Source organism: Streptomyces afghaniensis, assembly GCF_044327915.1.
Lineage (GTDB): Bacteria > Actinomycetota > Actinomycetes > Streptomycetales > Streptomycetaceae > Streptomyces > Streptomyces afghaniensis.
Genome location: NZ_JBIRGJ010000003.1, coordinates 879,801 through 902,086 on the forward strand (window position 1 = coordinate 879,801; position 22,286 = coordinate 902,086).

The 22,286-nt window shown below is 73.3% G+C and carries 18 protein-coding genes, 1 tRNA gene and 1 riboswitch; of the genes, 11 read left to right on the top strand and 8 right to left on the bottom strand.

Going from position 1 to position 22,286, the window contains the following annotated elements; all coding sequences use genetic code 11:
* Window positions 1-48: 48 nt before the first annotated feature.
* Window positions 49-492, bottom strand: coding sequence for a MarR family transcriptional regulator (locus ACH4G3_RS14430; RefSeq protein ID WP_397624724.1), 444 nt, complete (start codon window positions 490-492; stop codon window positions 49-51).
* Between the two features lie 197 nt (window positions 493-689).
* Between ACH4G3_RS14430 and ACH4G3_RS14435 the strand changes: the two genes are divergently transcribed.
* The 5 genes from ACH4G3_RS14435 to ACH4G3_RS14455 all read left to right on the top strand — a co-directional run bounded on the left by ACH4G3_RS14435 (window position 690) and on the right by ACH4G3_RS14455 (window position 4,813).
* The gene (locus tag ACH4G3_RS14435; protein ID WP_397624769.1) at window positions 690-1,874 is read left to right on the top strand and encodes a PP2C family protein-serine/threonine phosphatase; all 1,185 of its coding nucleotides are present in this window, start codon (window positions 690-692) and stop codon (window positions 1,872-1,874) included.
* 116 nt (window positions 1,875-1,990) lie between these two features.
* Window positions 1,991-2,890, top strand: coding sequence for an STAS domain-containing protein (locus ACH4G3_RS14440; RefSeq protein WP_397624725.1), 900 nt, complete (start codon window positions 1,991-1,993; stop codon window positions 2,888-2,890).
* Window positions 2,887-3,300: an STAS domain-containing protein gene (locus tag ACH4G3_RS14445; protein ID WP_397624726.1), complete on the top strand. Its 414-nt coding sequence runs from the start codon at window positions 2,887-2,889 to the stop codon at window positions 3,298-3,300. Before ACH4G3_RS14440 ends, ACH4G3_RS14445 begins: the two co-directional genes overlap by 4 nt.
* A complete protein-coding gene (locus ACH4G3_RS14450; protein ID WP_397624727.1) occupies window positions 3,300-3,743 on the top strand; it encodes an anti-sigma regulatory factor in 444 nt (147 codons plus the stop codon). The genes ACH4G3_RS14445 and ACH4G3_RS14450 overlap by 1 nt, the downstream gene beginning before the upstream one ends.
* A complete protein-coding gene (locus ACH4G3_RS14455; RefSeq protein ID WP_397624728.1) occupies window positions 3,743-4,813 on the top strand; it encodes a SpoIIE family protein phosphatase in 1,071 nt (356 codons plus the stop codon). The genes ACH4G3_RS14450 and ACH4G3_RS14455 overlap by 1 nt, the downstream gene beginning before the upstream one ends.
* 35 nt (window positions 4,814-4,848) lie before the next feature.
* Here the strand turns inward: ACH4G3_RS14455 and ACH4G3_RS14460 are convergent, their stop codons facing one another.
* The 3 genes from ACH4G3_RS14460 to ACH4G3_RS14470 all read right to left on the bottom strand — a co-directional run bounded on the left by ACH4G3_RS14460 (window position 4,849) and on the right by ACH4G3_RS14470 (window position 6,827).
* Window positions 4,849-5,409: a MarR family winged helix-turn-helix transcriptional regulator gene (locus tag ACH4G3_RS14460; protein WP_397624729.1), complete on the bottom strand. Its 561-nt coding sequence runs from the start codon at window positions 5,407-5,409 to the stop codon at window positions 4,849-4,851.
* A gap of 118 nt (window positions 5,410-5,527) precedes the next feature.
* Complete coding sequence (locus tag ACH4G3_RS14465) at window positions 5,528-6,169, bottom strand: GTP cyclohydrolase II (RefSeq protein WP_397624730.1); 642 nt, start codon at window positions 6,167-6,169, stop codon at window positions 5,528-5,530.
* 142 nt (window positions 6,170-6,311) lie between these two features.
* Window positions 6,312-6,827, bottom strand: a complete 516-nt coding sequence (locus ACH4G3_RS14470; protein WP_397624731.1) for a MarR family winged helix-turn-helix transcriptional regulator — start codon at window positions 6,825-6,827, stop codon at window positions 6,312-6,314.
* A 118-nt stretch (window positions 6,828-6,945) separates the two neighbouring features.
* Between ACH4G3_RS14470 and ACH4G3_RS14475 the strand changes: the two genes are divergently transcribed.
* The 4 genes from ACH4G3_RS14475 to ACH4G3_RS14490 all read left to right on the top strand — a co-directional run bounded on the left by ACH4G3_RS14475 (window position 6,946) and on the right by ACH4G3_RS14490 (window position 10,766).
* Window positions 6,946-8,091, top strand: coding sequence for a dihydrofolate reductase family protein (locus tag ACH4G3_RS14475; protein WP_397624732.1), 1,146 nt, complete (start codon window positions 6,946-6,948; stop codon window positions 8,089-8,091).
* Window positions 8,092-8,144: 53 nt separating this feature from the next.
* Window positions 8,145-8,218, top strand: a tRNA-Met gene (locus ACH4G3_RS14480).
* A 297-nt stretch (window positions 8,219-8,515) separates the two neighbouring features.
* Window positions 8,516-8,672, top strand: a riboswitch (cyclic di-AMP (ydaO/yuaA leader).
* 11 nt (window positions 8,673-8,683) lie between these two features.
* Window positions 8,684-9,715 (top strand): M23 family metallopeptidase, encoded by a 1,032-nt coding sequence (locus ACH4G3_RS14485; protein WP_397624733.1) that lies wholly within the window; start codon window positions 8,684-8,686, stop codon window positions 9,713-9,715.
* A gap of 106 nt (window positions 9,716-9,821) precedes the next feature.
* On the top strand, window positions 9,822-10,766 hold the full coding sequence (locus tag ACH4G3_RS14490; protein WP_397624734.1) for an aldo/keto reductase: 945 nt from the start codon (window positions 9,822-9,824) through the stop codon (window positions 10,764-10,766).
* Window positions 10,767-10,776: 10 nt separating this feature from the next.
* Here ACH4G3_RS14490 and ACH4G3_RS14495 read toward each other — a convergent pair whose 3' ends face one another.
* The 4 genes from ACH4G3_RS14495 to ACH4G3_RS14510 form a co-directional block, all read right to left on the bottom strand.
* A complete protein-coding gene (locus tag ACH4G3_RS14495) occupies window positions 10,777-12,117 on the bottom strand; it encodes a PrsW family intramembrane metalloprotease (protein ID WP_397624735.1) in 1,341 nt (446 codons plus the stop codon).
* A 64-nt stretch (window positions 12,118-12,181) separates the two neighbouring features.
* Window positions 12,182-13,015, bottom strand: a complete 834-nt coding sequence (gene trmB, locus ACH4G3_RS14500; RefSeq protein ID WP_397624736.1) for a tRNA (guanosine(46)-N7)-methyltransferase TrmB — start codon at window positions 13,013-13,015, stop codon at window positions 12,182-12,184.
* Between the two features lie 128 nt (window positions 13,016-13,143).
* Window positions 13,144-14,358, bottom strand: coding sequence for an L-2-hydroxyglutarate oxidase (gene lhgO, locus ACH4G3_RS14505; protein WP_397624770.1), 1,215 nt, complete (start codon window positions 14,356-14,358; stop codon window positions 13,144-13,146).
* A 74-nt stretch (window positions 14,359-14,432) separates the two neighbouring features.
* Window positions 14,433-15,854, bottom strand: coding sequence for an NsdA family TPR-like regulatory protein (locus tag ACH4G3_RS14510; protein ID WP_397624737.1), 1,422 nt, complete (start codon window positions 15,852-15,854; stop codon window positions 14,433-14,435).
* 770 nt (window positions 15,855-16,624) lie between these two features.
* Here ACH4G3_RS14510 and ACH4G3_RS14515 point away from each other — a divergent pair.
* Together ACH4G3_RS14515 and ACH4G3_RS14520 are read left to right on the top strand one after the other, a co-directional pair.
* Window positions 16,625-18,742, top strand: coding sequence for an asparagine synthase-related protein (locus ACH4G3_RS14515; RefSeq protein WP_397624738.1), 2,118 nt, complete (start codon window positions 16,625-16,627; stop codon window positions 18,740-18,742).
* Window positions 18,743-19,005: 263 nt separating this feature from the next.
* Window positions 19,006-22,284 carry an AfsR/SARP family transcriptional regulator gene (locus ACH4G3_RS14520; RefSeq protein ID WP_397624739.1) on the top strand — a complete coding sequence of 1,093 codons (3,279 nt, stop codon included), beginning with the start codon at window positions 19,006-19,008 and terminating at the stop codon, window positions 22,282-22,284.
* Window positions 22,285-22,286: the final 2 nt, after the last annotated feature.

The following is a 22,286-nucleotide window of genomic DNA, read 5'->3' on the forward strand; positions in this document are numbered from 1 at the left end:
GCGCGGGGGAGGATCCGGAATGTTCGTCCCGGTGCCACGACGGGCGGTTCAGGCAGTGCGGGTACCGGACGCCGGGGAGTCGTCGGAGTCGTCGTGTATCTGGGCCGCGGCCGCGTCGCAGAACGCCTCCAGCCCCTGCAGCAGCGCGACCCGCTTGGCGGCGGGCATCTGGTCGAGCACCGCGCGCAGCGTCTGCTCCCGGCGGACGCGCAGGTCGGCCAGGAAGGCGCGGCCCCGCCCACTGAGGTGCAGCTGTACCTCGCGCCGGTCCGCCGCACTCACCACACGCTCGACGAACCCGGCCGCCTGGAGCCGGTCGCACAGCCGGCTGGTCGAGGGCGGGGTGGAGGCGAGGGAGTCGGCGAGGGTGCGCAGATTGATGCCCTCGTGGTGCTCCAGGATGAGCAGCACGCGCAGCTGGGAGGCGGAGGCGGGTGCCGTGGAGGCCCGGCCCCAGAGGACTTCCAGCAACTCCGCGGCCGTGGAGGTCACACGTGCGACCTCTGCTGGCTCAGGGCGGGGTCGGAGGGAAGTCACAGTCACACTCTCGCAGGCACCGGGATGGCCGCCAGCGTACTAGGCGCGCGGGGAGCCGGGGGGTGACCTCGGCCGGGGCCACAGCTGCCCACCGCGCATTCAGACCAAGGATTGGTGTGTCGACCAACGTGACGACGATCGTGAACAGACTCGTGGCCGCCGAGCGCGCCCTGCGCACGGCGGCGCCCCATCAACTGCTGGACGCGGTCCGTCGTGTACTGACCGATCAGTACGCGGCGGACTCCGTCGAGCTGTACCTGGCCGACTACGGACTCACGGTGCTCCAGCCGGTGTCCGTGCTGCCGCACACCCTTCAGCCGGTCTCCGTGGCCAACAGCCCGGCGGGCCGGGCCTTCGGCGCGCAGGAGCCCTACGTGGAAACCCCGCAGGGTGACCTCGTACGCGTGCATCTGCCGGTCACCGTGCGCGGCGACCGGCTCGGCGTGCTGACGGTGACCCTGCCGGGCGGCGAGCACGCCGACGGCTGCCTCGGCGAACTGGCCGAGATCGCCGAGGTGCTCGGGCACGAGATCGTCGTGGCCGAGCGGGACACCGACCTGTACCTCCAGGCACGCCGCAGGGACCGGCTCACGCTGGCCGCCGAGATGCAGTGGCAGTTGCTGCCGGGCCGTTCCTGCGCCCGCCCCGAGTACGAGCTGGGCGCCCAGCTGGAACCGGCGTACGCGGTCTTCGGCGACAACTTCGACTGGTCCGCCACGGCCGACCGGCTCAGTCTCTACGTCACCAACGGCATGGGCGAGGGCATAGAGGCCTCCCTGCTGACGAACCTGGCGATCAACGCCCTGCGCAACGCGCGCCGGGCGGGTCTCCCCCTGGCCGACCAGGCGGCCCTGGCCGACCAGGCGGTGTACGCCCACTACCGGGGCCGCTGCTACCTGTCCGTGCTCATGCTGGACATCGAGCTGGCCACCGGGCGGGTCCGGGCGGTGGACGCCGGTTCCCCGCGGTTGCTGCGGCTGCGCCGGGGCGTGGTGGAGCGGGTGCCCTTCGACGCCCAGCTGCCGCTCGGCATGTTCGAGGAGACCGACTACGTGGCCCAGGAGTTCGCCGTCGAGCCCGGTGACCGGCTGGTCTTCGTCAGCGACGGGGTGTACGACGTCGCCTCCCCGGGCGGAGAGGCGTACGGCGACGCCGCCCTGGCCCGGGCGATCCAGTCGACCCGGCTGCTCCCGGCCGCCGAGGTGCCCCGGGCCGTCCTGCGCGAACTGTCCGGCCATCGCGGCAGACCCGTCCCGGACGACGACGCCCTGGTGGTGTGCCTGGACTGGCGTGGGCGGGAGGGGCCGGGGAAGGCGGAGGTCAGGGGGTGTGGGTGAGCGGCTGTTTGGCGGAGCGGTACGCCGGCCCTAATGTTTGTCACATGGCAAGTAATGGCTGAGGTTTCACAGCGCGGCCTCGGTCCGGCCCGTGCGAGGGAGCGATGCAAGTGTCGGTGTCGGTATCGGAAGAGAACGCGGAACAAGAGCCGCCCGCACAGCAGGTGAGTGCCTTTCTCGAACGGCGCCGGGAGCAGATCGCCCAACGGTGGGCGGACGCCGCGCTGTTCCGCACGGTCTTCACCGTGTCCCGCGACGAGGCGGTGGAGGCGGGCAGGTCCGTGGCGGCGGCGCTGGCCGCGGTGGCGGCCGCCGGGCGGCTGGACGACATCCGGGCCTCCGGATTCGCGGCGGTGCGCGACCAGTTGGGGCGGATGGCGGCCTCCCGCGGCCGCATGGGCATCGACGCGGTCGGGCTCGCCGACGAGGTGGCAGCCCTGCGCGAACCGGTGACCGACCTGCTGCGCGCCGAGTTCCCGGACCCCTGCGCCCCCGAGGCCCAGGAGTGTGTGCTGGCCCTCACGGTGCTCATGGGCACGCTGCGTCTGGTCGTACTGGAGACGACGGTCAGCGCGGGCGAGGAGGTGATCGCACGGCAGCGCGAGCAACTGCACGAAGTGGCCACCCCGGTGATCAAACTCTGGGACAGCACCGTCGCCGTACCGCTGATCGGCACGCTGGACAGCGCGCGCAGCCAGGTGGTCATGGAGAGCCTGCTGGACGCGATCGTCGCCGAGCGCGCCCGGTTCGCCATCCTCGACATCACCGGCGTGCCCACTGTCGACTCGCTGGTCGCCCAGCACCTGATGAAGACGGTGGCCGCGGCCCGGCTGATGGGCGCCGAGTGCATCGTCTCCGGCATCCGGCCGGCGATCGCGCAGACCATCGTCCAGCTGGGCATCGACCTCGGTACGGTGCTCACCCGCGCGAGCCTGGCGGACGCCCTGGCCTACGCGCTCAGCCGGCAGGGCGTCGAGATCGCGCCGCTGCGGGCGGCCGACGCGGGCGCCCGATGACCGGCCCCTCGGGGAACGTCCCCTCGGGCGGGCACGGCTTCACGGTCCCGGTCCTCCGGCTGGGCGACATCCTGCTGGTCACCCTCCAGGGGGAACTGCACGACGGGATGGCCGAGCAACTCCAGCAGGACATCACCGACCGGATCGCGCACACCCGGGTGACCGGCGTGGTCATCGACATCTCCGGCGTGGACATCGTCGACTCCTTCCTGGGGCGGGTCCTCGCCGAGATCGCCGCCGGAGCCGGACTGCTGGCCGCCCGTACGGTGCTGGCCGGGATGCGCCCCGCGGTGGCGATCACCCTGGTCGAGCTGGGGCTCACCCTGCCCGGACTGCGGACGGCCCTGGACGCCGAACGCGCGATGGAGCTGCTCACCGCGGGTGAGCGGCAGGGCGAGGGGAGTCCGTGATGCGGGCGTCCCGCCATGCCGCCCCGGCCAGCCTGCCGATCGGCTCGGACGCCGACCTGGCCTGGGTACGGCAGCAGGTCCGGCAGGCCGCCGCCGAGCTCGGTTTCGGTCTGGTGCAGCAGACCAAGCTCGTCACCGCCGCCAGCGAGCTGGCCCGCAACACCCTCGTCCACGGCGGCGGTGGCCATGTGGAGATCACCCCGCTGGACGCCGGGCCGTCGCCCGGCCTGCGACTGGCCTTCGTCGACGCCGGGCCCGGCATCCGCGATCTGGACCAGGCGATGACCGACGGCTACACCAGCGGCGGGGGGCTCGGACTCGGCCTGAGCGGGGCCAAGCGGCTGGTCCAGGAGTTCGACGTGGACAGCCGGCCCGGTGAGGGGACCACCGTCACCGTCACCGCCTGGGCGACGGTCGTGCCGCCGGCCCGGCCGGGGGCGTGATGAGCAGGGTGTGGGACGTGCCGGTCGACGACTCGACCCGGGTGCGGGACGTCCGGGTCGCGGCCGAGGCGGCCGGCGCCTGCGCCGGGCTCGGCCCGGACCGCATCGCGACCGCCGCGCTCGTGGCGACGGAGCTGGCGACCAACCTGGTGCGGCACGCGGACGGCGGATACGTCCTCATCAACCTCGTCGAGCGCGCACCCGCCGACGGCCGGCGCCTGTCCGTGCAGCTCGTCGCGCTCGACCACGGCCCGGGCATCCCGGACGTCGCGGCGGCGCTGCGCGACGGCTACACCACCGCGGCTTCCCTCGGCGCCGGCCTCGGCACGTGCCGGCGCATAGCGAACGACTTCGACCTGCACAGCCTCCCCGGCCGGGGCACCGCGGTCATGGCCCGTATCGACCACGAACCCCCCGCCGACCGGTACCGGACGCCCCCGCGGGGCCCCCACGCCGGTGGCGTCAACGTCCCCCTCAGCCGGGCCGAGTACTCCGGCGACGCCTGGAGCCGGGTCTGCGCCGGCGACCGCCACACCCTCCTGCTCGCCGACGGGCTCGGCCACGGACCCAAGGCGGCCGAGGCGTCCGGCGCGGCCGTGGACGCGCTGCGCGACGTTGCCGACCGGCCGCCCGTCGAGATGCTGCGGCATCTGGGCCGGATCCTGCGCCGCACCCGGGGCGCGGCCGTCGCCGTGGCCCAACTGGATCTGGGATCCGGGCGGTTGCACTTCGCCGGGATCGGCAACGTCGGCGCCCGGCTGCGCACCGACGGCACCTGGAAGGCGATGCTGTCCCAGCCCGGCATCGTGGGCGCGCAGGCCCCGGCCACCGTGACCGTGCAGCGGGAGCCGTGGCAGGACGACAGCCTGCTCGTCCTGCACAGCGACGGCCTGCCCGGCCGCTGGACGCCACCCGACGACCCCGTGCTCCTCGGCTGCGACCCGGCGGTGGTGGCCGCGGTGGTCCTCCGCGACGCGGGCAGCGCGGCTCGCCCGGTGCGGGACGACACGTGTGTGGCGGTGCTGGGCGGCGGTGGGAGCGGCGGGAGCCGGCACGGCTCGGGGGGCTGAGGGGCGGACCCGCCCCTGTTTGCGGCGCTACGGCGTTACGGCCCATCGGGCGGGTCGGTCTCACCGGTAGGGCCGGCCGCGTCGGGCCCGGCGTCCCGCTCGGCCCCGTCGACGCGCGGGATCCCCGGGCCCCGTGCCGCCAGAAACCCCCGCAACCCCCGGCTCAGCGCCACCCGTTCCGCCGGTTCCATCGCCGCCAGCGCCGTGGCCAGGGCCCGCGCCCGGCGCCCGGCGACGTCGCCCAGGACGTGCTGCCCGTGCGCGGTGAGCCATAGCTGTACCTCGCGGCGGGTGTCCGGGTGCGGGGCGCGTTCCAGGAGGCCGGCCGCCGCCAGGCGGTCGCAGAGGCGGCTGGCTGTGGGGAGGCCGATGTCCAGCCGGTCCGCCAGGGCCGTCAGGTTCAGGCCGGGCGCCGCCTCCAGGGCGCGCAGCGCCCGCAGCTGGTGCAGGGACAGCCGCAGGGACGCGTCCTGGGCGGCGACCGACCACAGGGCCGTCAGACTCTCCACGGCGTCGGCGATCTGTGCCGCGACGGCCTCCGGGCCATCACCCGGTCTCCTCGCCCGGGGATCGCCGGGGCCGTCGAGATCGGTCACGAAACGGTCACTTTCCATAAGCTCCGGGTACTGCCGAGGTCGCCCTCTTTCAAAAGGCTGTACCCGATGAGCCGAGGGGCAAGCCGCCCCGTTCGAGCACCCGGCCGGGCCGGGGGGCTCAGACCGCGCTGAGCCCCGTCAGCGCGGCGAGCGGCAGCGTGTGCTGGGTCTGGAGGACCTTCGCGCGCAGGTACCGGACGTTGTGCGCGGTGGTGAAGACGCCCGTGGGGACGCGGTCGCGGACGCCCACGCCCAGGTCGCGCAGCTGAGCGGCCTTGTCGGGGTTGTTGGAGAGCAGGTCCAGCTCGCCGACGCCGAGGGCCCGGAGCATCTGGGCCGCCGCCGTGTAGTCGCGGGCGTCCTCCGGCAGCCCCAGGGCCGCGTTCGCCTCGTAGGTGTCGAGGCCCTCGTCCTGGAGGGCGTAGGCGTCGAGCTTGTTGTAGAGGCCGATGCCCCGGCCCTCCTGGCGGAGGTAGAGGAGCACGCCGCCGCGCTCGGCTATGCGCTCGACGGCCTCGCGCAGCTGCGGGCCGCAGTCGCAGCGGGCCGAGCCGAACACGTCCCCGGTCAGGCACTCGGAGTGCAGCCGCACCAGCGGAACCGGGCCGGGCTCGCCCAGGACGACGGCCACGTGTTCCTGGCCGTCGGCCAGGCCGTGGAAGGTGACGACTTCGGCGTCGACCTCGTAACCGTCGTGGAAGCGCAGCGGGACCCGGACGCGGGAGCGCGGGGTGGCGAGGACAGCGGGGGTGTCGGGCATGCGGGGCCTCCGGGTTCCGTTCCTGTTCGGCTGCACAGCCGTCGGCTTGCAGGCTGCTTCAGATTTGAAGCAGATCCACGTCCGGAACCCTACCCTTGCTTTAAATTTGAAGCAATGAGATCGGGGTGCGGTGTGAGGTGGGTCACGAACAGGCCGAGGAGGACCTCCGTCGCCACGGCACGTCGTCCGACGCCGGCCGCGTCCCGTCCTCCTGGAGCCCCTGCGCGATCGCCGTGGAGATCTCCTCCAGCTGCCCCACCTGCTCCTCGCTGAGCCGGTCGAACAGGAAGCTCCGCACGGTCTCGACATGCCCGGGCGCCGCCCGGTCCAGTACGGCGAACCCGTCGTCCGTCAGGGCCGCGATGCTGCCCCGCTTGTCGTACCGGCAGGCCTCGCGCCGCAGCATGCCGTCCTTCTCCAGCCGCGTCACCGCGTACGTCAGCCGACTGCGCGTGATCTTCAGCCGCTCGGCGAGATCGGTCATGCGCAGCCGCCGCTCCGGGGACTCCGACAGGACCGAGAGGATGGAGTAGTACAGGTGCGGCATGCCGGCGTCCTGCTGGAGCTGCCGGTCGATCGCGTCCTCCAGGAGCAAGGAGGCGGCGATGTACGCGCGCCAGGCGCGTTGCTCCTCAGGGGTGAGCCAGCGAGTCGTCATGCCGCCAGTGTAGGTTTGTTTCAAACTTGAACCAAGACCGCCCGTCAGTCCGCCGTTTTCAGCCGATCTCAGTCCGCCGATTTCTCAGTCGCCCGTTTTCCACGAGCCGGGAGCGTCGATGCCCCATCCGTACGTCCTGCTGTCCGCCGCCGTCTCCCTCGACGGCTACCTGGACGACACCGGCCCCGAGCGCCTGCTCCTGTCCAGCCCGGCCGACTTCGACCGGGTCGACGAGGTCCGGGCGTCCGTCGACGCGATCCTGATCGGCGCCGGCACCGTCCGCGCCGACAACCCGCGCCTGCTGGTCAACTCACCCGAGCGGCGAGCCGCCCGGACCGCGGCCGGCCTGCCGGAGTACCCCCTCAAGGTCACGGTCAGCGGCTCCGGCGACCTCGATCCGGCGGCACGGTTCTGGCACACCGGCGGCGAGAAGGTCCTCTACACCACCGACCAGGGTGCCGAACGCGCCCGTGCCCTCGGCCTCGCCACCGATGCCACCGACGTCGTCCCGCTCGGCGCCGGCCTCGACTGGCGGCGGCTCCTCACCCACCTGCACGACGTCCGGGGCGTACGACGGCTCATGGTCGAGGGCGGCGGCCTGATCCACACCCAGCTCCTCACCCAGGGCCTGGCCGACGAACTCCAGCTGGTCCTCGCCCCGCTCTTCGTGGGCGACCCCGGGGCGCCCCGCCTCTTCGGCCCCGGCGGCTACCAGTCCGGCCGGCTCCGGCTGCTGGAGACCCGGCGGATCGAGGACGTGGTCCTGATGCGCTACGAGCCGACCGCCCCGGGCACCGGCCCCCTCCCCGCCGCCGCCGACCACCACTGGCTGGCCCTCGCCTGCGAACTGGCGGCACAGTGCCCGCCGTCGGACACGGCGTTCAGTGTCGGCGCGGTGGTGGTCGCGGCCGACGGCACGGAACTGGCCCGCGGCCACTCCCGCGAGGGCGGCGACCCGCTCGTGCACGCCGAGGAGGCGGCCCTGGCCAAGCTCGACCCGGCCGGCCCCGGGCTCGCCGGCGCGACGGTCTACAGCAGCCTGGAGCCCTGCGCCCGCCGGGCCTCCCGCCCCGCACCCTGCGCCCGGCTGATCCTCGACGCGGGCGTACGGCGTGTGGTCACGGCCTGGCGCGAGCCGGACACCTTCGTGGCGGGCGCCGACGGCAGCGGCGTCCTGGCGGCCGGTGGAGTCGAGGTCGTCGTCCTCCCGGAGCACGAGGAGCAGGCCAAGGCACCGAACCGACACCTGCTGAGCCGCCGCTGAGCACCGGTGTGCGCGAGCGGTCCCGCGGATGGCGTACACTGGAGTCACAACGACGCGGGGTGGAGCAGCTCGGTAGCTCGCTGGGCTCATAACCCAGAGGTCGCAGGTTCAAATCCTGTCCCCGCTACTGAAGGCCGAGGGCCGGAATCCGAAAGGGTTCCGGCCCTCGGTGTTTTCCGCGTTTCCCTGGGCTCGCCATTACTGTCGGTGAGTGAATCGCGCCGCTGCGCATCACAACTGACACACCGTCAAAACCCGTGAGTCACTTGGGTGGCGGTCAACTCGTCCGTTTTAGGCTGGTCATGGCAGGTTGGTCCGCGCGAAAAAGGTTAATGATCAAGAGGAACCGCTGGAATACCCACCGCGCGTCTATTAACGTTCGATAACGCAGCGCGGTCGTCCCAGCCGTCACAGAAGGCGGCTCCGTGCGCACGCGCCGAATCCCGAAAGGGAACCGGGGAACCACCACTTGGGGTGAATCGAGCGGATGCCGCCGTGGAAGCACGGCCGGTATACGCGCGTAGGAGACCTTCCTGCTCCGAACCCGTCAGCTAACCCGGTAGGCGAGAAGGAAGGAAAGGAGTACGCCCACGTGGCGTCCAACCGGCCTGCCCCCGCGGCCCCGTCCGCGCCGAACCAGCGCGACACCGAGACCTTCGGCTACGGCGGTCACCGCACCGACGAGGGCCCGTTCCAGGAATGGAACCCCACCGCGGAGTCCATCCGCCCCATCCGTGGCCGGCATCGCGTCACCAAGCAGCGCGGCGGAGGGCTCGCCCGCAGCTCCACCGTCCTGGGCGTCGGCGTCATAGCCGCCGTGGGCGCGGGCGGCATGGCCAGCGCCCAGACCGGCAAGCCGCCGGTGTCGATCTCCGTTCCGGACCTGCCCTCGGTGGGTTCCCTCATTTCGGACGACGACACCCCCGAGGGCTCCGCCACCCCGCTCAGCGACCTCGCCACGGCGTCCGCCGACACCGAGCAGGGCACCTCCGGCGCCGGTGAGGCGCTGCGCGCCCGGATCATGGCGCAGGTCGAGCACCAGCAGGAACAGATCGAGACCAAGGCCGCGCAGGACGCCGCCGAAGCCGCCCAGAAGGCGGCCGCGGAGGCCGCTGCCAAGGCCGAGAAGGAAGCCAAGGCCAAGGCCGCCGAAGCCAAGAGGAAGGCGGAGGAGGAGGCCCGGAAGAAGGCCGAGGCCGAGCGGCTCGCCGCCCTCGCCAAGCAGTACACACTGCCGACCTCCTCGTACACCCTCACCTCGACCTTCGGCCAGGCCGGCGCCTACTGGTCCTCCGGCTACCACACCGGCCTCGACTTCGCCGCACCCACGGGCACGCCGATCAAGGCGGTGCACAGCGGCACCATCACCGAGGCCGGCTGGAACGGCTCGTACGGCTACAAGACGGTCCTGACCCTCGATGACGGCACGGAGATCTGGTACGCGCACCAGTCGTCCATCGGCGTCAGCGTCGGCCAGAAGGTCAGCACGGGTGACGTCATCGGACGCGTGGGCGCGACCGGCAACGTCACCGGGGCGCACCTGCACCTCGAGGTCCACACCGGCGGTTCCAGCAACGGCATCGACCCGCTGGCCTGGCTGCGGGGCAAGGGCCTGAACGTCTGAGCGCCGGCGTTCCAGGTCTCGTGCGGGGGCTTCGTCCGGGGGCGTTTACGGGAGTTTTGCGTCCGCTGCGGAATGAGCCTCCGCCGCACGGCCGTTGACACAGAGCATGACTTCTCTTCGCAAGCTCGGCTCCTCCGACCTCGAGGTCTTCCCGCTCGCCCTCGGCGGCAACGTCTTCGGCTGGACCGCCGACGAGGCGCAGTCGTTCGCCGTCCTGGACGCGTACACCGCCGCCGGCGGCAACTTCGTCGACACCGCCGACGTCTACTCGGCGTGGGCGGAAGGCAACCAGGGAGGCGAGTCCGAGACCGTCCTCGGCAAGTGGCTGACGTCGCGCGGCAACCGCGCGGACGTCGTCGTCGCCACGAAGGTCAGCCAGCACCCCGAGTTCCAGGGCCTGTCCGCCGCCAACATCAAGGCCGCCGCCGACGCCTCCCTGCGGCGCCTCGGCACCGACTACATCGACCTGTACTACACCCACTACGACAAGCCCGACGTGCCGGTGGAGGAGATCATCGGCGCGCTCGACGAACTCGTGAAGGCCGGGAAGGTGCGGCACATCGCCGCCTCCAACATCTCCGCCGAGCGGCTGCGGACCTCCCTGGAGTTCTCCGACCGGGAGGGGCTCGCCCGGTACGTGGCCCTCCAGCCCCACTACAACCTGGTCTCCCGCGACACCTACGAGGGCGAGCTCCAGGACCTCGCCGAGCGGACCGGCCTGGCGGCCGTCCCGTACTACGCGCTCGCGTCGGGCTTCCTGACCGGCAAGTACCGGCCCGGTACGAGCGTCGACAGCGCGCGGGCGGGCGGTGCCGCCCAGCACCTGGAGACCGAGCGGGGCCGCCGGGTCCTCGACGCCCTCGACGAGGTGGCCGCGGCCCACGACGTCCCCGTCGCCACGGTCGCCCTCGCCTGGCTCGCGGCCCGGCCGACGGTGGCGGCGCCGATCGCCTCCGCGCGGACGGTGGAGCAGCTGCCCGCGCTGATCGGGGTCGGGGAGCTGACGCTGACGGAGGCGGAGCTCGCGCGGCTCACGGAGGCTTCGGCCTGAGCGGTTCCTGCTACGACCGGTACGGATTGCCGGCAGGGTACGGCGCCGGCGTCGCCGGACAGCCGTACCCGTATGCCCCGTACACCGGCCAGGGCGGGGCCACCACCGGTACCGGAGGGGCCGTGACCCGCGCGGCGTACTCCAGCGCGGGGCGGGCCGCCTCCCGGCGCCGCCACAGTTCGTCCAGCAGTTCCCGTTCCCGTACGACGAAGTCGGCACCGGCGCGGCCGCGGCGGCCCCGGTGCCTCAGGAACGCCAGGGACGTCGCACAGGCCTCGTACCGCGCGACCTCCCGCGCCGCCGCCCGGCCCGCGTGGCGGCGGGCGTACTGGCGGGCGATCCGCCGCGCCCGCATCGAGCCGAGGGCGTACGGCTCCACCGGGGACAGCCACCCGGCCACGGCGTAGGCGGGCAGCTCCGCCCGTACGGTCCTCAGCTCCCGCTGCCGTGTCCAGATCACCAGCCACGTCAGCAGCCCGAAGATGGGCACCATGAACGCCGCGTACACGGCGAAGAACCCGTACTCGCCGAACGCCGACGAGCCGTTCCACATCGCGTGCATGCCCATCGCGAGCAGCAGCCCGGAGAGCGGGAAGGCGACGCGGCGGACGTGCTGGCGGTCCGCCGCGAGCGCGGAGATGCCGAAGCCGATGCCGGTGAGAACGGTGAACAGCGGGTGCGCGAACGGCGACATGATGATGCGCACGAAGAAGGTCGCCGCCGTGACGGAGGCGATTCCGGTGCCGCCGGTGAGCTGGTCGGTGCCGAAGGCGGTGCCCAGGTAGAGGATGTTCTCCGTGAACGCGAAGCCGGTGGCCGTCACGCCGGCTACGACCACTCCGTCGAGGATGCCGGTGAAGTCGCGGCGCCGGAAGAGGAAGACCAGTAAGACGGCCGCCGCCTTGGCGATCTCCTCGACCACCGGCGCTATGACGGTCGCGCCGAGCGTGTCCGCGCTGGACGGATCCGCCGTCGCCGTCGCTATCCATCTGGTCGCGAAGCTGTTGGCGACGATCGCGATCAGCGCCGCCGCGCAGGCGCCCCAGGCGAAGCAGAACAGCAGATTCCGCCAGGGGCCCGGTTCGACCCGGTCCAGCCAGCGGAACGCGGCTATGAGCAGGGGCACCGGGAGTGTGGCCAGCCCCAGCCCGACCAGGAACCCCTCCGTGCCGGTCTCCTCGCGGACCAGGGCGAGGATGACGAGGCCGGATATCGCGAGCAGCGTGGTCAGCGCGCCGTAGCGGACCCAGGTGCGCTGCCACCAGTGGGCGTGCCGCAGCGGGCCGGCGCCGGGGGTGGCGCCGCCGGGAGGAACGCGGGGGTACGACGTGTGTGGGGGGCTGGTGGCCACGGCATTGACCCTAACGACGGATGGGCGCTGTCCGCAGGCGGGAGGGATACGGGTGCGGGTGCGGTCAGGCGCCGGCGGGGGGTTGGTCCACGTGCTGTACGCGACGGAAGAGGAGGTCGTTCACGACATGTCCCTTGTCCAGTCCCTGGCCCTCGAAACGGGTCAGGGGACGGAAGTCGGGACGGGGCGCGAAACCGCCGTCCGCCTGCGTGTTCTCGAAGTCGGGATGTGCCGTGAGTACGTCGAGCATCTGTTCGGCGTACGGTTCCCAGTCGGTGGCGCAGTGCACGATCGCGCCGGGCCTGAGGCGGGTGGCGGCGAGGGTCAGGAAGTCGGGCTGGATGAGCCTGCGCTTGTGGTGCCGCTTCTTGGGCCAGGGGTCGGGGAAGTAGACGCGCAGGCCGTCGAGGGAGTCCGGGGTGAGCATCTCCCGGAGGAGGATGATCGCGTCGCCGTTGCCGACCCGGATGTTGGACAGGCCGTTCCGGTCGGCGAGATTGAGCAGGTTCCCCTGGCCGGGGGTGTGGACGTCGACGGCGAGGATGTTGGTGGTGGGGTCCCCTGCGGCCATCTGGGCCGTGGCCTCGCCCATGCCGAAGCCGATCTCCAGGACGACGGGGTTGTCGTTGCCGAACAAGTCGGCGAGATCGAGGGCTCGGCTGCCGTCGATGTCGAGGCCCCACTTGGGCCACAGCCGCTGGAGCGCGTCCGCCTGGCCGGCTGTGACCCGGCTCCGCCGTGGCTGAAAACTCCGGATCCGCCGCTCGAAGTGCGACCCGGCGGGATCGGCCTTCGGCCCATCGGGAAAACGCGGCTCACCCTTGGCCCGGCTGTGCCGGATGGAGGCACCGGGGGTGGGGGGCTGGGGAGGTTCGGGGGTATGCACGGAGTCAGACACAGTGAGACCGATTTTACGGCCGCCACGTGGTGGCCGGGTGGCGGCGGGAGGGTGGGCGCAGCGGCAACCGGCTCGCCGGGCCGCGGACCCGCCCGGACTCGGGCGACGACGTCCAGGTGCCGGCACACTCACAGCGCGCTCAACGCCCTGCGCGCCACCTCCCTGCCGATCGGCAAGGACGCCGTGGCCGCAGGAGACGGCGCGTTCAGCACGTGCACCGTGCGGGCGCCCTCGCGGATCAGGAAGTCGTCCACCAGCGTGCCGTCACGCAGTACCGCCTGTGCCCGGACCCCCGCCGCCGTCGGCACCAGGTCGTCCTCGGACACCCCGGGCAGCAACCTGCGCACCGCCTCCGTGAACGCCCCCTTGGACAGCGACCGCCGCAGCTCCCCCGCCCCGTACCGCCAGTGCCGCCGGGCTATCCGCCAGGAGCCCGGCCAGGCCAGCGTCGACCCCAGCTCCCGCGCACGGACCGTCCCCCACTCGTACCCCTCGCGGGCCAGCGCCGGCACCGCGTTGGGCCCGATGTGGACACCCCCGTCGATCCCGCGCGTGAGATGCACGCCGAGGAACGGGAACGCCGGGTCGGGGACCGGATAGACCAGGCCCCGCACCAGCTCCGGCCGGGCCAGCTCGTAGTACTCCCCGCGGAACGGCACGATCCGGACGTCCGGGTCGTCCCCGGTCAGCCGGGCGATCTCGTCGCTGTACAGACCCGCGCAGTTCACCAGCATCCGCCCCCGCACGACATCCCCGGCGGCCGTGAGCACGGCGACTCCCCGCTCGGGGCGGCGGTCGATCCGTACGACCCGCGTGCCGTAGCGGATCTCCGCGCCCGAGCCGTGGGCCAGCTGGCGGGCGACCGCGACGAAGTCGCAGATGCCGGTCGTACCGACGTGTATCGCGGCGAGGCCTCGCACCTCCGGCTCGTACTCCGCGATCTGGGACCCGCCCAGTTCACGGACCGGTATCCCGTTCTCCCGGCCGCGCTGCACGAGCGCGTGCAGGCGGGGCAGCTCCGCGCGGTCGGTCGCGACGATCAGCTTGCCGGTGACCGCGTGCGGGATGCCGTACTCGGCGCAGAACTTGACCATCTCCGCCGCGCCCCGCACCGCGTAGCGCGCCTTGAGGGAGCCGGGGCGGTAGTAGATACCGCTGTGGATGACGCCGCTGTTGCGGCCGGTCTGGTGCCGGGCCGGGCCGGGCTCCTTCTCCAGGACCGTGACACGTGTGCCCGGTGCGGCGCGTGTGATCGCGTACGCCGTCGACAGGCCGACGATCCCCCCGCCGATCACCAGCACGTCACAGTCGTACGCGATCTCCGGCACCCGCGCCACCCGCACCACCTCCCGCTTCGATAGTGCACTGCGCCACTGACAATGCCTTCAAACGCGGAGACGGCAGCATGACTGCGCGGCTATGCCGGAGCCATCAGCAGCGGCCGTGCACGTTCACGCAGCTCGACCACCCGTGGCTCGTCGCCGTACGGCTCCAGCCGGTGCAGGAGGTCCTTGACGTACTCGGTGGTACGGGCGGAGGAGATCCGGCCGGCGACCTCCACCGCTCGTACGCCCTGCTCGCACGCCGCGTCCAGGTTCCCCGACTCCAGTTCGGCGACCGCCGAGACGACGAGGCGCAGGCCGTGGGAGCGGACGAACTCCTCGGTGGGCTTCGAGAGGGCCTGTTCCGTGAAGCGGCGGACCTGGCGGGGCGCCTTGAGGTCGCGGTAGCACTCGGCCGCGTCGGCGCAGAAACGGTCGTAGGAGTAGAAGCCGAGCCAGCTCGGGTCGTTGTCGCCGGGGCGGGCGCGCTCCAGCCAGCTCTCGGCCGCCTTCAGGGCGCCGCCGGCCGCCTGGGCGTCACCGGCACGCGCGTGTGCCCGGGCCTCGACGAGGCGGAAGAAGCTCATCGTGCGGGCCGTGGCCAGGCCACGGTTGCGTTCCAGCGCGGCCTGGGCGAGGTCCACGCCCTCGTCGCCGAAGCCGCGGTAGGTGGCCTGGAGGGACATGGAGGCCAGGACGTAGCCCCCGAGGGGGACGTCCGCCGCCGCCCGGGCCAGGCGCAGGGCCTGGATGTAGTAGCGCTGGGCGGCTTCCTGCTGGCCCGTGTCGAAGGCCATCCAGCCCGCGAGCCGGGTGAGTTCGGCGGAGGCGCCGAAGAGGGCCCGGCCGACCTCGTCGGAGTAGGAGCCGAGCAGGAGCGGGGCGGCCTCCACCCTTAAGCACTCGGGGACCATCGACGAACGCCAGTCGCCGCCGCCGTACTTGGAGTCCCAGCGCCGCGCGTCCTCGGCGGCCTCCCGCAGCTTCTGCACATCGCTGTGGCCGACTTTGAGCGGTGCGCCGGAGCCCTCGCCGGGGCCCACGTCACGCGCGACCGAACTGTCGGCCGGGGTTATCAGCCATCGTGAGGCGGGCGTCGCGTACGCGCTCACCGCGAACGAGCCGGCCAGCGACTGCCAGATGCCGCCCCCGGCGCGGCGGCCCGCGAGGTCGAGGCGGTACAGCTCCGTCGCGGTCCTCACCGCCTGTCCGACGTCCCGCGGGAAGGCGAGGCCGACTTCGGGCGCGGGGTCCGCGTCCGCCAGGCCGATCTCGTGGAGCGGCACCGGGCGGCCGAGCTTCTGGCCGATGGCGGCCGCGATGAGGTGCGGCGCCGCACCCTGCGGCACCATGCCCTTCGACACCCAGCGCGCCACCGACGTTTTGTCATAGCGAAGCGTCAGTCCTCGCTGAGCGCCAAGATCGTTGACGCGCCGCGCGAGGCCTGCGTTCGAGATTCCCGCGAGGGCGAGAACGGCGCCGAGTTTTTCGTTCGGCCCGCGTTGCTCCCTGGACATGCGCCACCCCTCGACACAGACGGCTGCCGACGTTGGCATAACCACGCGGCATTCGTAAACCCAGCGTAGTTCGCCGCATCCCAAGCGTTAAGGGGCATTGTTCCGGTTGGCGGGATTGTGGTCCGTACTGAAGTGCGGTTCAGATACGGGCTGTTGCCATGTGCTCCCACTGTGTGGCCGTGCGCCTGTCCGTGCGCTCTTCTCCGGCCATCGCGGGAGCGGTTCCATGGTCGTTGCGTGGGTCGGCCCGCTGTACTGGATCCAGTGGGCTGGGGGACACCGCCGCCTTCATCCCCGCGGGCGGCGGAACGGTCCGGGAGGCGTGCTCCGTCTCCCGGACTGCGCGACAGCGCGGTGGTCCGCAGGATCTGTACGGAGAGTGTTCGACGCTGCGCGCGGGATGGGGATTTGGCTGAAAATCGACCCCGTCGATGGTGGGGTATCAGGCCTCCTACCATGGCAGTTGAGGGCGCTTCGGGCGTATTCGGGGCGCGTATCGGGGGCGCATTCGCGCCGCAGTCGTACTGGTGACGTGTCGCTGACGGGTCTTGCCTCCTGACGGTCCCTTCTGTTCTTGCCGCCTCCACCGCCGCCTCGTTCGTGGCGGAGTTCGGGGCGTTCCGGGTGTTCGAGGCGGCGTGGGTGGCTCCGCCGGGGCGCGTTCGGCGGAGCGCAAGCGGCGCGGGCGCACTCTGGAACGCTTCCTTCATGGCAGCATGGTGAACCGGTTCGTACGGTGCACTGGTTGTCCACAGCCTGTGGAGGCGGCGATGCGGTGGTTGGTGGGGTGGAGCAGCACCGCCGCGGGAGCCGTCGCTGCCGGCTCGGCGGGGGCCACGGGACCCGACGGCGAGACCCTGCACCCGGTGGGCTCCCACCTCCTGTGGGGTGACCCCGATCCGCTGTGGGCGGTCGGTGACTGGCGCCCCGACGAGGTGCGGGTCGTGAAGGCCGACGAGCGCACGCGCATCGCCGTCCTCGGTATCTGCGGCGCCACCGACGAGCAGCTGCGCGTCGCGCTGTTCGCCGCGCGCGGCGGGGCACTTCGGCATCTGACCGCCTGGCCGGGGAGCTACACGGCCATCGTGCAGGTCGGCAGGAGGGTCACCGTCTGCGGCGACCTCGCGGGCGCGCGGCCGGTGTTCTACACGCCCTGGGCCGGCGGCACGGCGTATGCGACAGCCGCGCTGCCGCTGGCCGACCTCATCGAGGCCAACCTCGACTTCGGGCACCTCGCCGCGCTGCTGGCCGCCCCTGACGTGCCCGCCGCGCTGCACGACTCCACGCCGTACGACGGCGTGAAGCGCATTCCGCCGGGGCATGCGCTGATCCTGCGCGCCGGGGCACGCGAGATCGCCGGGTACGAACCGGTCGCCTCGCTGGCGGTGGCGGCGCCTTCGGCCGATCCCGACAGCGCGGTCGACGCCGTGCGCGACGCGCTCGTGGAGGCCGTACGGACCCGGCTGTCCGCGCCGCGGCACGTCCCCGGGGCGGACATCGACCCCGGGCCGGTGCCCGGCATGGGACCCGCCGAGCGGCGTGCCGCGCGCGGGATGCCGGTGCCGGGGATCGGGGCGGACCTGTCCGGCGGGCCGGCCTCGGGGACGCTGGCGCTGCTGGCCGCGGGGCTGCCCGGCATGCCGGGCACGGTGCTGGGGCACGGCACGGGCGCCGGGGAGCGGCTGCTGGCGGTGACGTTCAACGACCTGGCCGTCGGAGGGCGGGAGGCCGAGCTGGAGCGGGCGGGTGCGCTGGCCGCGAACCCGCGGCTGCACCATGTCGTCGTGGCCGGTGGCGAGGAGACCCTTCCGTACGCCGATCTGGAGGGCCCGCTGACGGACGAGCCGGGCGCGTCCCTGGTGACGGCGGCGCGGCACCGCGCGCGGCTCGCGGCCGGCAGCGCGGATCACTTCACGGGCTACGGCGCCCGGCAGGTCCTGGACGCCCATCCCGCGCGCCTGGCCGACCTGCTGATGGACCGCAAGCGGCGTCACCTGGTGCGGCCCGTCGCCGCGCTGGCGAAGACGGACGGCTCGGTGCTGGTCCCCGCGCGCGTGTACGCGGCGGCGCGACGGCTGTCCCGTACGCCCTACCGGGCGGGGCTCGAATCCCTGGCCGAGCGCCTGCTCGACCACCGCACGGACGACGGTCCGGACGCGCCCGGGGGTGCGGTGGAGGCCTCACTCGCCGCCCTGACCTGGGGGAGACCCGGGCCGGCGGCGCGCTGGCTGACCGGTGAGGCGCTCGCTGAAGTATCGGTTCGCCTTCAGGCGGCGACGCACCGGTCGGAGCTGGCGGGGCCGGGGCAGCGGCCAGGGGACTTCCGCGCGCGTGCGGCGCTGGCGCGGCACGCGGCGGATCTGCGGGTGCTGGAGCAGGCCGCGGAGATCCGCTTCCAGCGGCTGCACGCGCCGTTCCTCGACAACCAGGTCGTACGCGCGGCCCGGGCGCTGCCCGAGGCCTTGCGGGTGCGGCCGGGGGCGCGGGCGGCGGTCCTGCGTACGGTGCTGGAAGGGGCCGGGGTCCGGGACCTGCCGCCCGGGTGGGGCGCCCCGACCCAGGCGACGGCGGCGGCCGCGGCCCGTACCGGGCTGAGGGTGGCGGCGGACTCCCTGGTCGCCCTGTTCGACACGCCGCTGCTGGCGGAGGCGGGGCTGGTCGAAGCCCGGGTGGTCCGCAAGGCCCTGCGCTCCGCGGCGGCCGGCGAGCCCCTGCCCCTGGACGGCCTCGCCGACCTCGTCTCCCTGGAACTGTGGCTGCGCCGCCTGCTGTCGCGCCGCGGTACCTGCTGGACGGGTACACCGGCCCGTCAGCGGGCCGTACCGGCGGGGATCGCGCCGCAGCGGGGGGCGTTGGGGGCGGGGGCCGCCGGGGTGCGGCGGGTGTAGCGCCTGACGCCGGGTGGTGGGTCGGGGCCGTGCGCGGGTGCGGGTCCGCCCAGCTGCGGGCAGTCGTGCCGCTGAGGGCGGCACGGGTGGGCGCAGCGGCACCCCGGTCCGCCGGGCTGCGGACCCACCCGGCCCCAGCAACAACGCCGAGCACCCCGCAGCGCCGAGTTGTACAACCCCGCGCCCATGCCATCGCCGCCCCCGGAAACACCCGGCTCCGAAAACCCCACAGCCTTCGCCCCCACCCGGGCGACAATGACCCGGTGCGGTACAGAATCCTGGGCGTCACCACGGCAGAGGACGAGCACGGCACAGCCGTACCCGTCGGCGGCCCCCGCCTCCGCGCCCTGCTCACCGCCCTCGCCCTGCGCCCCTCCCGCGTCACCAGCCCCCAGACACTGATCGACGAGGTGTGGACGGACGACCCGCCCCAGGACGCCCACGCCGCGCTCCAGGCCCTCATCGGCCGCCTCCGCCGCGCACTCGGCAAGGACGCCGTGACGTCGGACACCGGCGGCTACCGCCTCACGGCCACGCCGGACGACATCGACCTCTTCGTCTTCGAACGGCTCGTCAGGCAAGGCACCGACGCCCTCGCCGCCGACGCCCCCGCCCTGGCGGAACGCCATCTCGACGACGCCCTCGCCCTCTGGCGCGGCCCAGCGCTCGCCGACCTCCCCGACCGCACCGCCGCCGCCCGCCCGGAGGCCACGCGCCTGGAGGCGACCCGAGCCCGAGCCGAGGCCCGCCTACGGCTCGGCCGCGCCCCGGACGTCGTACCGGAACTGCGCGAACTGACCTCCGTACATCCGTACGACGAACCGCTGCACGCCCTCCTCATCCGCGCCCTGCGCGACACCGGCCGTGAAGCCGACGCCCTCGCTGCGTACGAGTCCGCCCGCCGCGCCCTCGCGGAGCGCCTCGGCACCGACCCCGGCCCGCAACTGCGCGCCCTCCACGCCGACCTGCTCGCGTCGGCCGCGAGGAGCGGGAAACCAGCGCCCGCCCGGCCCGAGCGCACTGGGAACATCCGCCCGCGTCTGACCTCGTTCGTCGGCCGGGAACCCGAGATCGAGGCCATCCGTTCAGACGTGCGCAGGGCCCGACTCGTCACCCTCACCGGACCGGGCGGCTCTGGCAAGACCCGTCTCGCCGAGGAAGCCGCCGCCCGGCTCCCGCAGGCGTGGCTGGCCGAGCTCGCCCCGCTCGACCGGCCGGAGGCGGTGCCGGGAGCGGTGGTCAGTGCGCTCGGTCTGCGCGAGACCGTGCTGATGACCAGCGAACTGACGGCCATGCAGGACGACCCCGTCGCCCTGCTCGTGGAGTACTGCGCGCCGCGCAGCCAACTGCTGATCCTTGACAACTGCGAGCATGTCATCGGCGCCGCCGCCCACCTCGCCGAGACCCTGCTGACCCGCTGCCCGGGGCTCACGATCCTCGCCACCAGCCGTGAACCCCTGGGCGTGCCCGGCGAACTGGTGCGTCCGGTCGAGCCCCTGCCGCCGGACCACGCCCGCCGGCTGTTCGCGGAGCGCGCCACCGCCGTCCGTCCCGACGCGGACGCCGTGCTCCGGGACGAGCGGGCGGTGGCGGAGATCTGCCGCCGCCTGGACGGGCTGCCGCTCGCCATCGAACTGGCCGCGGCCCGGCTCCGGTTGCTCACGCCCCGGCAGATCGCCGACCGGCTCGACGACCGCTTCCGCCTCCTCACCTCCGGGAGCCGTACGGTCCTGCCCCGCCAGCAGACCCTGCGGGCCGTCGTCGACTGGTCGTGGGACCTGCTCGACGAGGCCGAGCGGACGGTGTTGCGCGAGGTGTCCGTGTTCGCGGGAGGCTGGGACCTGGCGGCGGCGGAGGCCGTGTGCACCGGGCCCGCCGCCGAGCTGCTCGGGGCCCTCGTCGACAAGTCCCTCGTCGTCGCGGCACCCTGCGGGACGGACGAACTGGACGGCATGCGGTACCGGTTGCTGGAGACCATCCACGAGTACGCCGTCGAGCGTGCCGCCGAGGCTCCGCAACTGCGCGTCGCGGCCGAGCGGCGGCACCGGGCGTGGGTGCGCGCGCTCGTCGAGCAGGCCGAGCCGCTGCTGCGCTCCGCCGGGCAACTGCCGTGGGTCTCCCGCCTGGAGACCGAGCTCGACAACATCCGCGCGGCCCTCGACCGGGCCATCACGGCCGGGGACGAGCAGGAGGCCGGTGCTCTCGTCGTGGCCATCGGCTGGTTCTGGTGGCTGCGCAACTACCGGCACGAGGGCCTGGAGTGGCTCGACCGGATCCTGCGGCTGGGCGTGGAGAGGGACGCCGCCGCGGGGCTTGTGCCGTCCGGCGGCGAGCCGGGCCTGCCCGACCCGGTCGACCACTTCCTCGCCGCGCCGGACGGGGAGGCGGGGCATCCGCTGCACGCCCTGCGGATGGATCTGCGCCTGCTGCATGTGTTCTTCATGACCGAGGCGGGGCCCATACAGCGGTTCGTCGACGAGCGGCAGCCGTATGTGGAGCGGATGTGGGCCTACTTCCAGGAAGGGGGCCCACGGGCGGCCCGTATCCCGGGGCTCGTCTGCCCGATCATCTCCTCCTACCTGGGCGACCGCGGCGACCTCCGGGCCGTCATGGACTCCGCCGTCGCCAACTGCCGTACGTACGGCGGGGACTGGGAGACCGCCGTCGCCCTGATGTTCCGTACGCACATGGTCGTCGACGCCCCCGGCGACCTGGACGGCGTGGACGACGACCTCGCGGAGTTGCGCGTCCTCAGCCGTCGCACGGGTGACCGCTGGCTGCGGGCCCAGGTGTGCAGCGCGGCCGGCGAGGCCGCCATGGCGCGCAGCCGCTTCGAGGAGGCCAAGGGGGAGTACGAGGAGGCGCTGCGGCTCGCCTACGAGGTGGGCGCGTACGCCGAGTCGCCGTTCCTCCTCGCCCGGCTCGCCGAGATCGCGTACCGCGCGGGAGACCACTCGGCCGCTCTGGCGGGGCTGGACGAGGCGAGTGCCGCATCCGAACGGTACGGCGTGGCGGACTCCAGGGCGTTCGTCCTGCTGCTGCGGACCCAGATGGCGTTCGAGGAGGGGGACATCGCCCGGGCGCGCGAGTTCTGCGATGCGGCGCGTGCGGACGCTGCGCGCGGCACACCGCCGCCCCAGTTCGTGGTGATGCTGGACCTCATGGACGCCGTGGTCACGGCGAGCGAGTCCGGCCCGGGGCCCGGCCTGGCCAAGCTGACCGGAGCCCTGCGCGAGGCCGTGGACAAGCGGTGCTCCGACCTGATCCGGGCCATCGTCGTGGACAGTGCGGCAGGACTGCTGGCCGACCTCGGCGACTTCCCGCGTGCGGCACGGCTGCTCGGGGCCGGGGACCACTGGTGGGCCGGCCGCCCCCGGCCCATGCCGGAGCACGCCCAGGTGGAACGGACCTTGGCAGCCGCGCGTGCCGCCCTGGGCCCTGCCCGGTGCGAGTCGGAGCGCGCCCGGGGCACGGCCCTCACGGCGGAAGACGCCCTGCGCGAGCTGGAGAAGGCGCGGACCTCGTGCGCGACCGGGCCGTGAGC

Excerpts from the sequence above, each read along its gene's own strand:
- ACH4G3_RS14445 (WP_397624726.1), top strand. The coding sequence starts at position 2,887 with ATGACCGGCCCCTCGGGGAACGTCCCCTCGGGCGGGCACGGCTTCACG.
- ACH4G3_RS14450 (WP_397624727.1), top strand. The coding sequence starts at position 3,300 with ATGCGGGCGTCCCGCCATGCCGCCCCGGCCAGCCTGCCGATCGGCTCG.
- ACH4G3_RS14455 (WP_397624728.1), top strand. The coding sequence starts at position 3,743 with ATGAGCAGGGTGTGGGACGTGCCGGTCGACGACTCGACCCGGGTGCGG.
- ACH4G3_RS14465 (WP_397624730.1), bottom strand. The coding sequence starts at position 6,169 with ATGCCCGACACCCCCGCTGTCCTCGCCACCCCGCGCTCCCGCGTCCGG.
- ACH4G3_RS14470 (WP_397624731.1), bottom strand. The coding sequence starts at position 6,827 with ATGACGACTCGCTGGCTCACCCCTGAGGAGCAACGCGCCTGGCGCGCG.
- ACH4G3_RS14475 (WP_397624732.1), top strand. The coding sequence starts at position 6,946 with ATGCCCCATCCGTACGTCCTGCTGTCCGCCGCCGTCTCCCTCGACGGC.
- ACH4G3_RS14490 (WP_397624734.1), top strand. The coding sequence starts at position 9,822 with ATGACTTCTCTTCGCAAGCTCGGCTCCTCCGACCTCGAGGTCTTCCCG.
- ACH4G3_RS14510 (WP_397624737.1), bottom strand. The coding sequence starts at position 15,854 with ATGTCCAGGGAGCAACGCGGGCCGAACGAAAAACTCGGCGCCGTTCTC.
- ACH4G3_RS14515 (WP_397624738.1), top strand. The coding sequence starts at position 16,625 with ATGCGGTGGTTGGTGGGGTGGAGCAGCACCGCCGCGGGAGCCGTCGCT.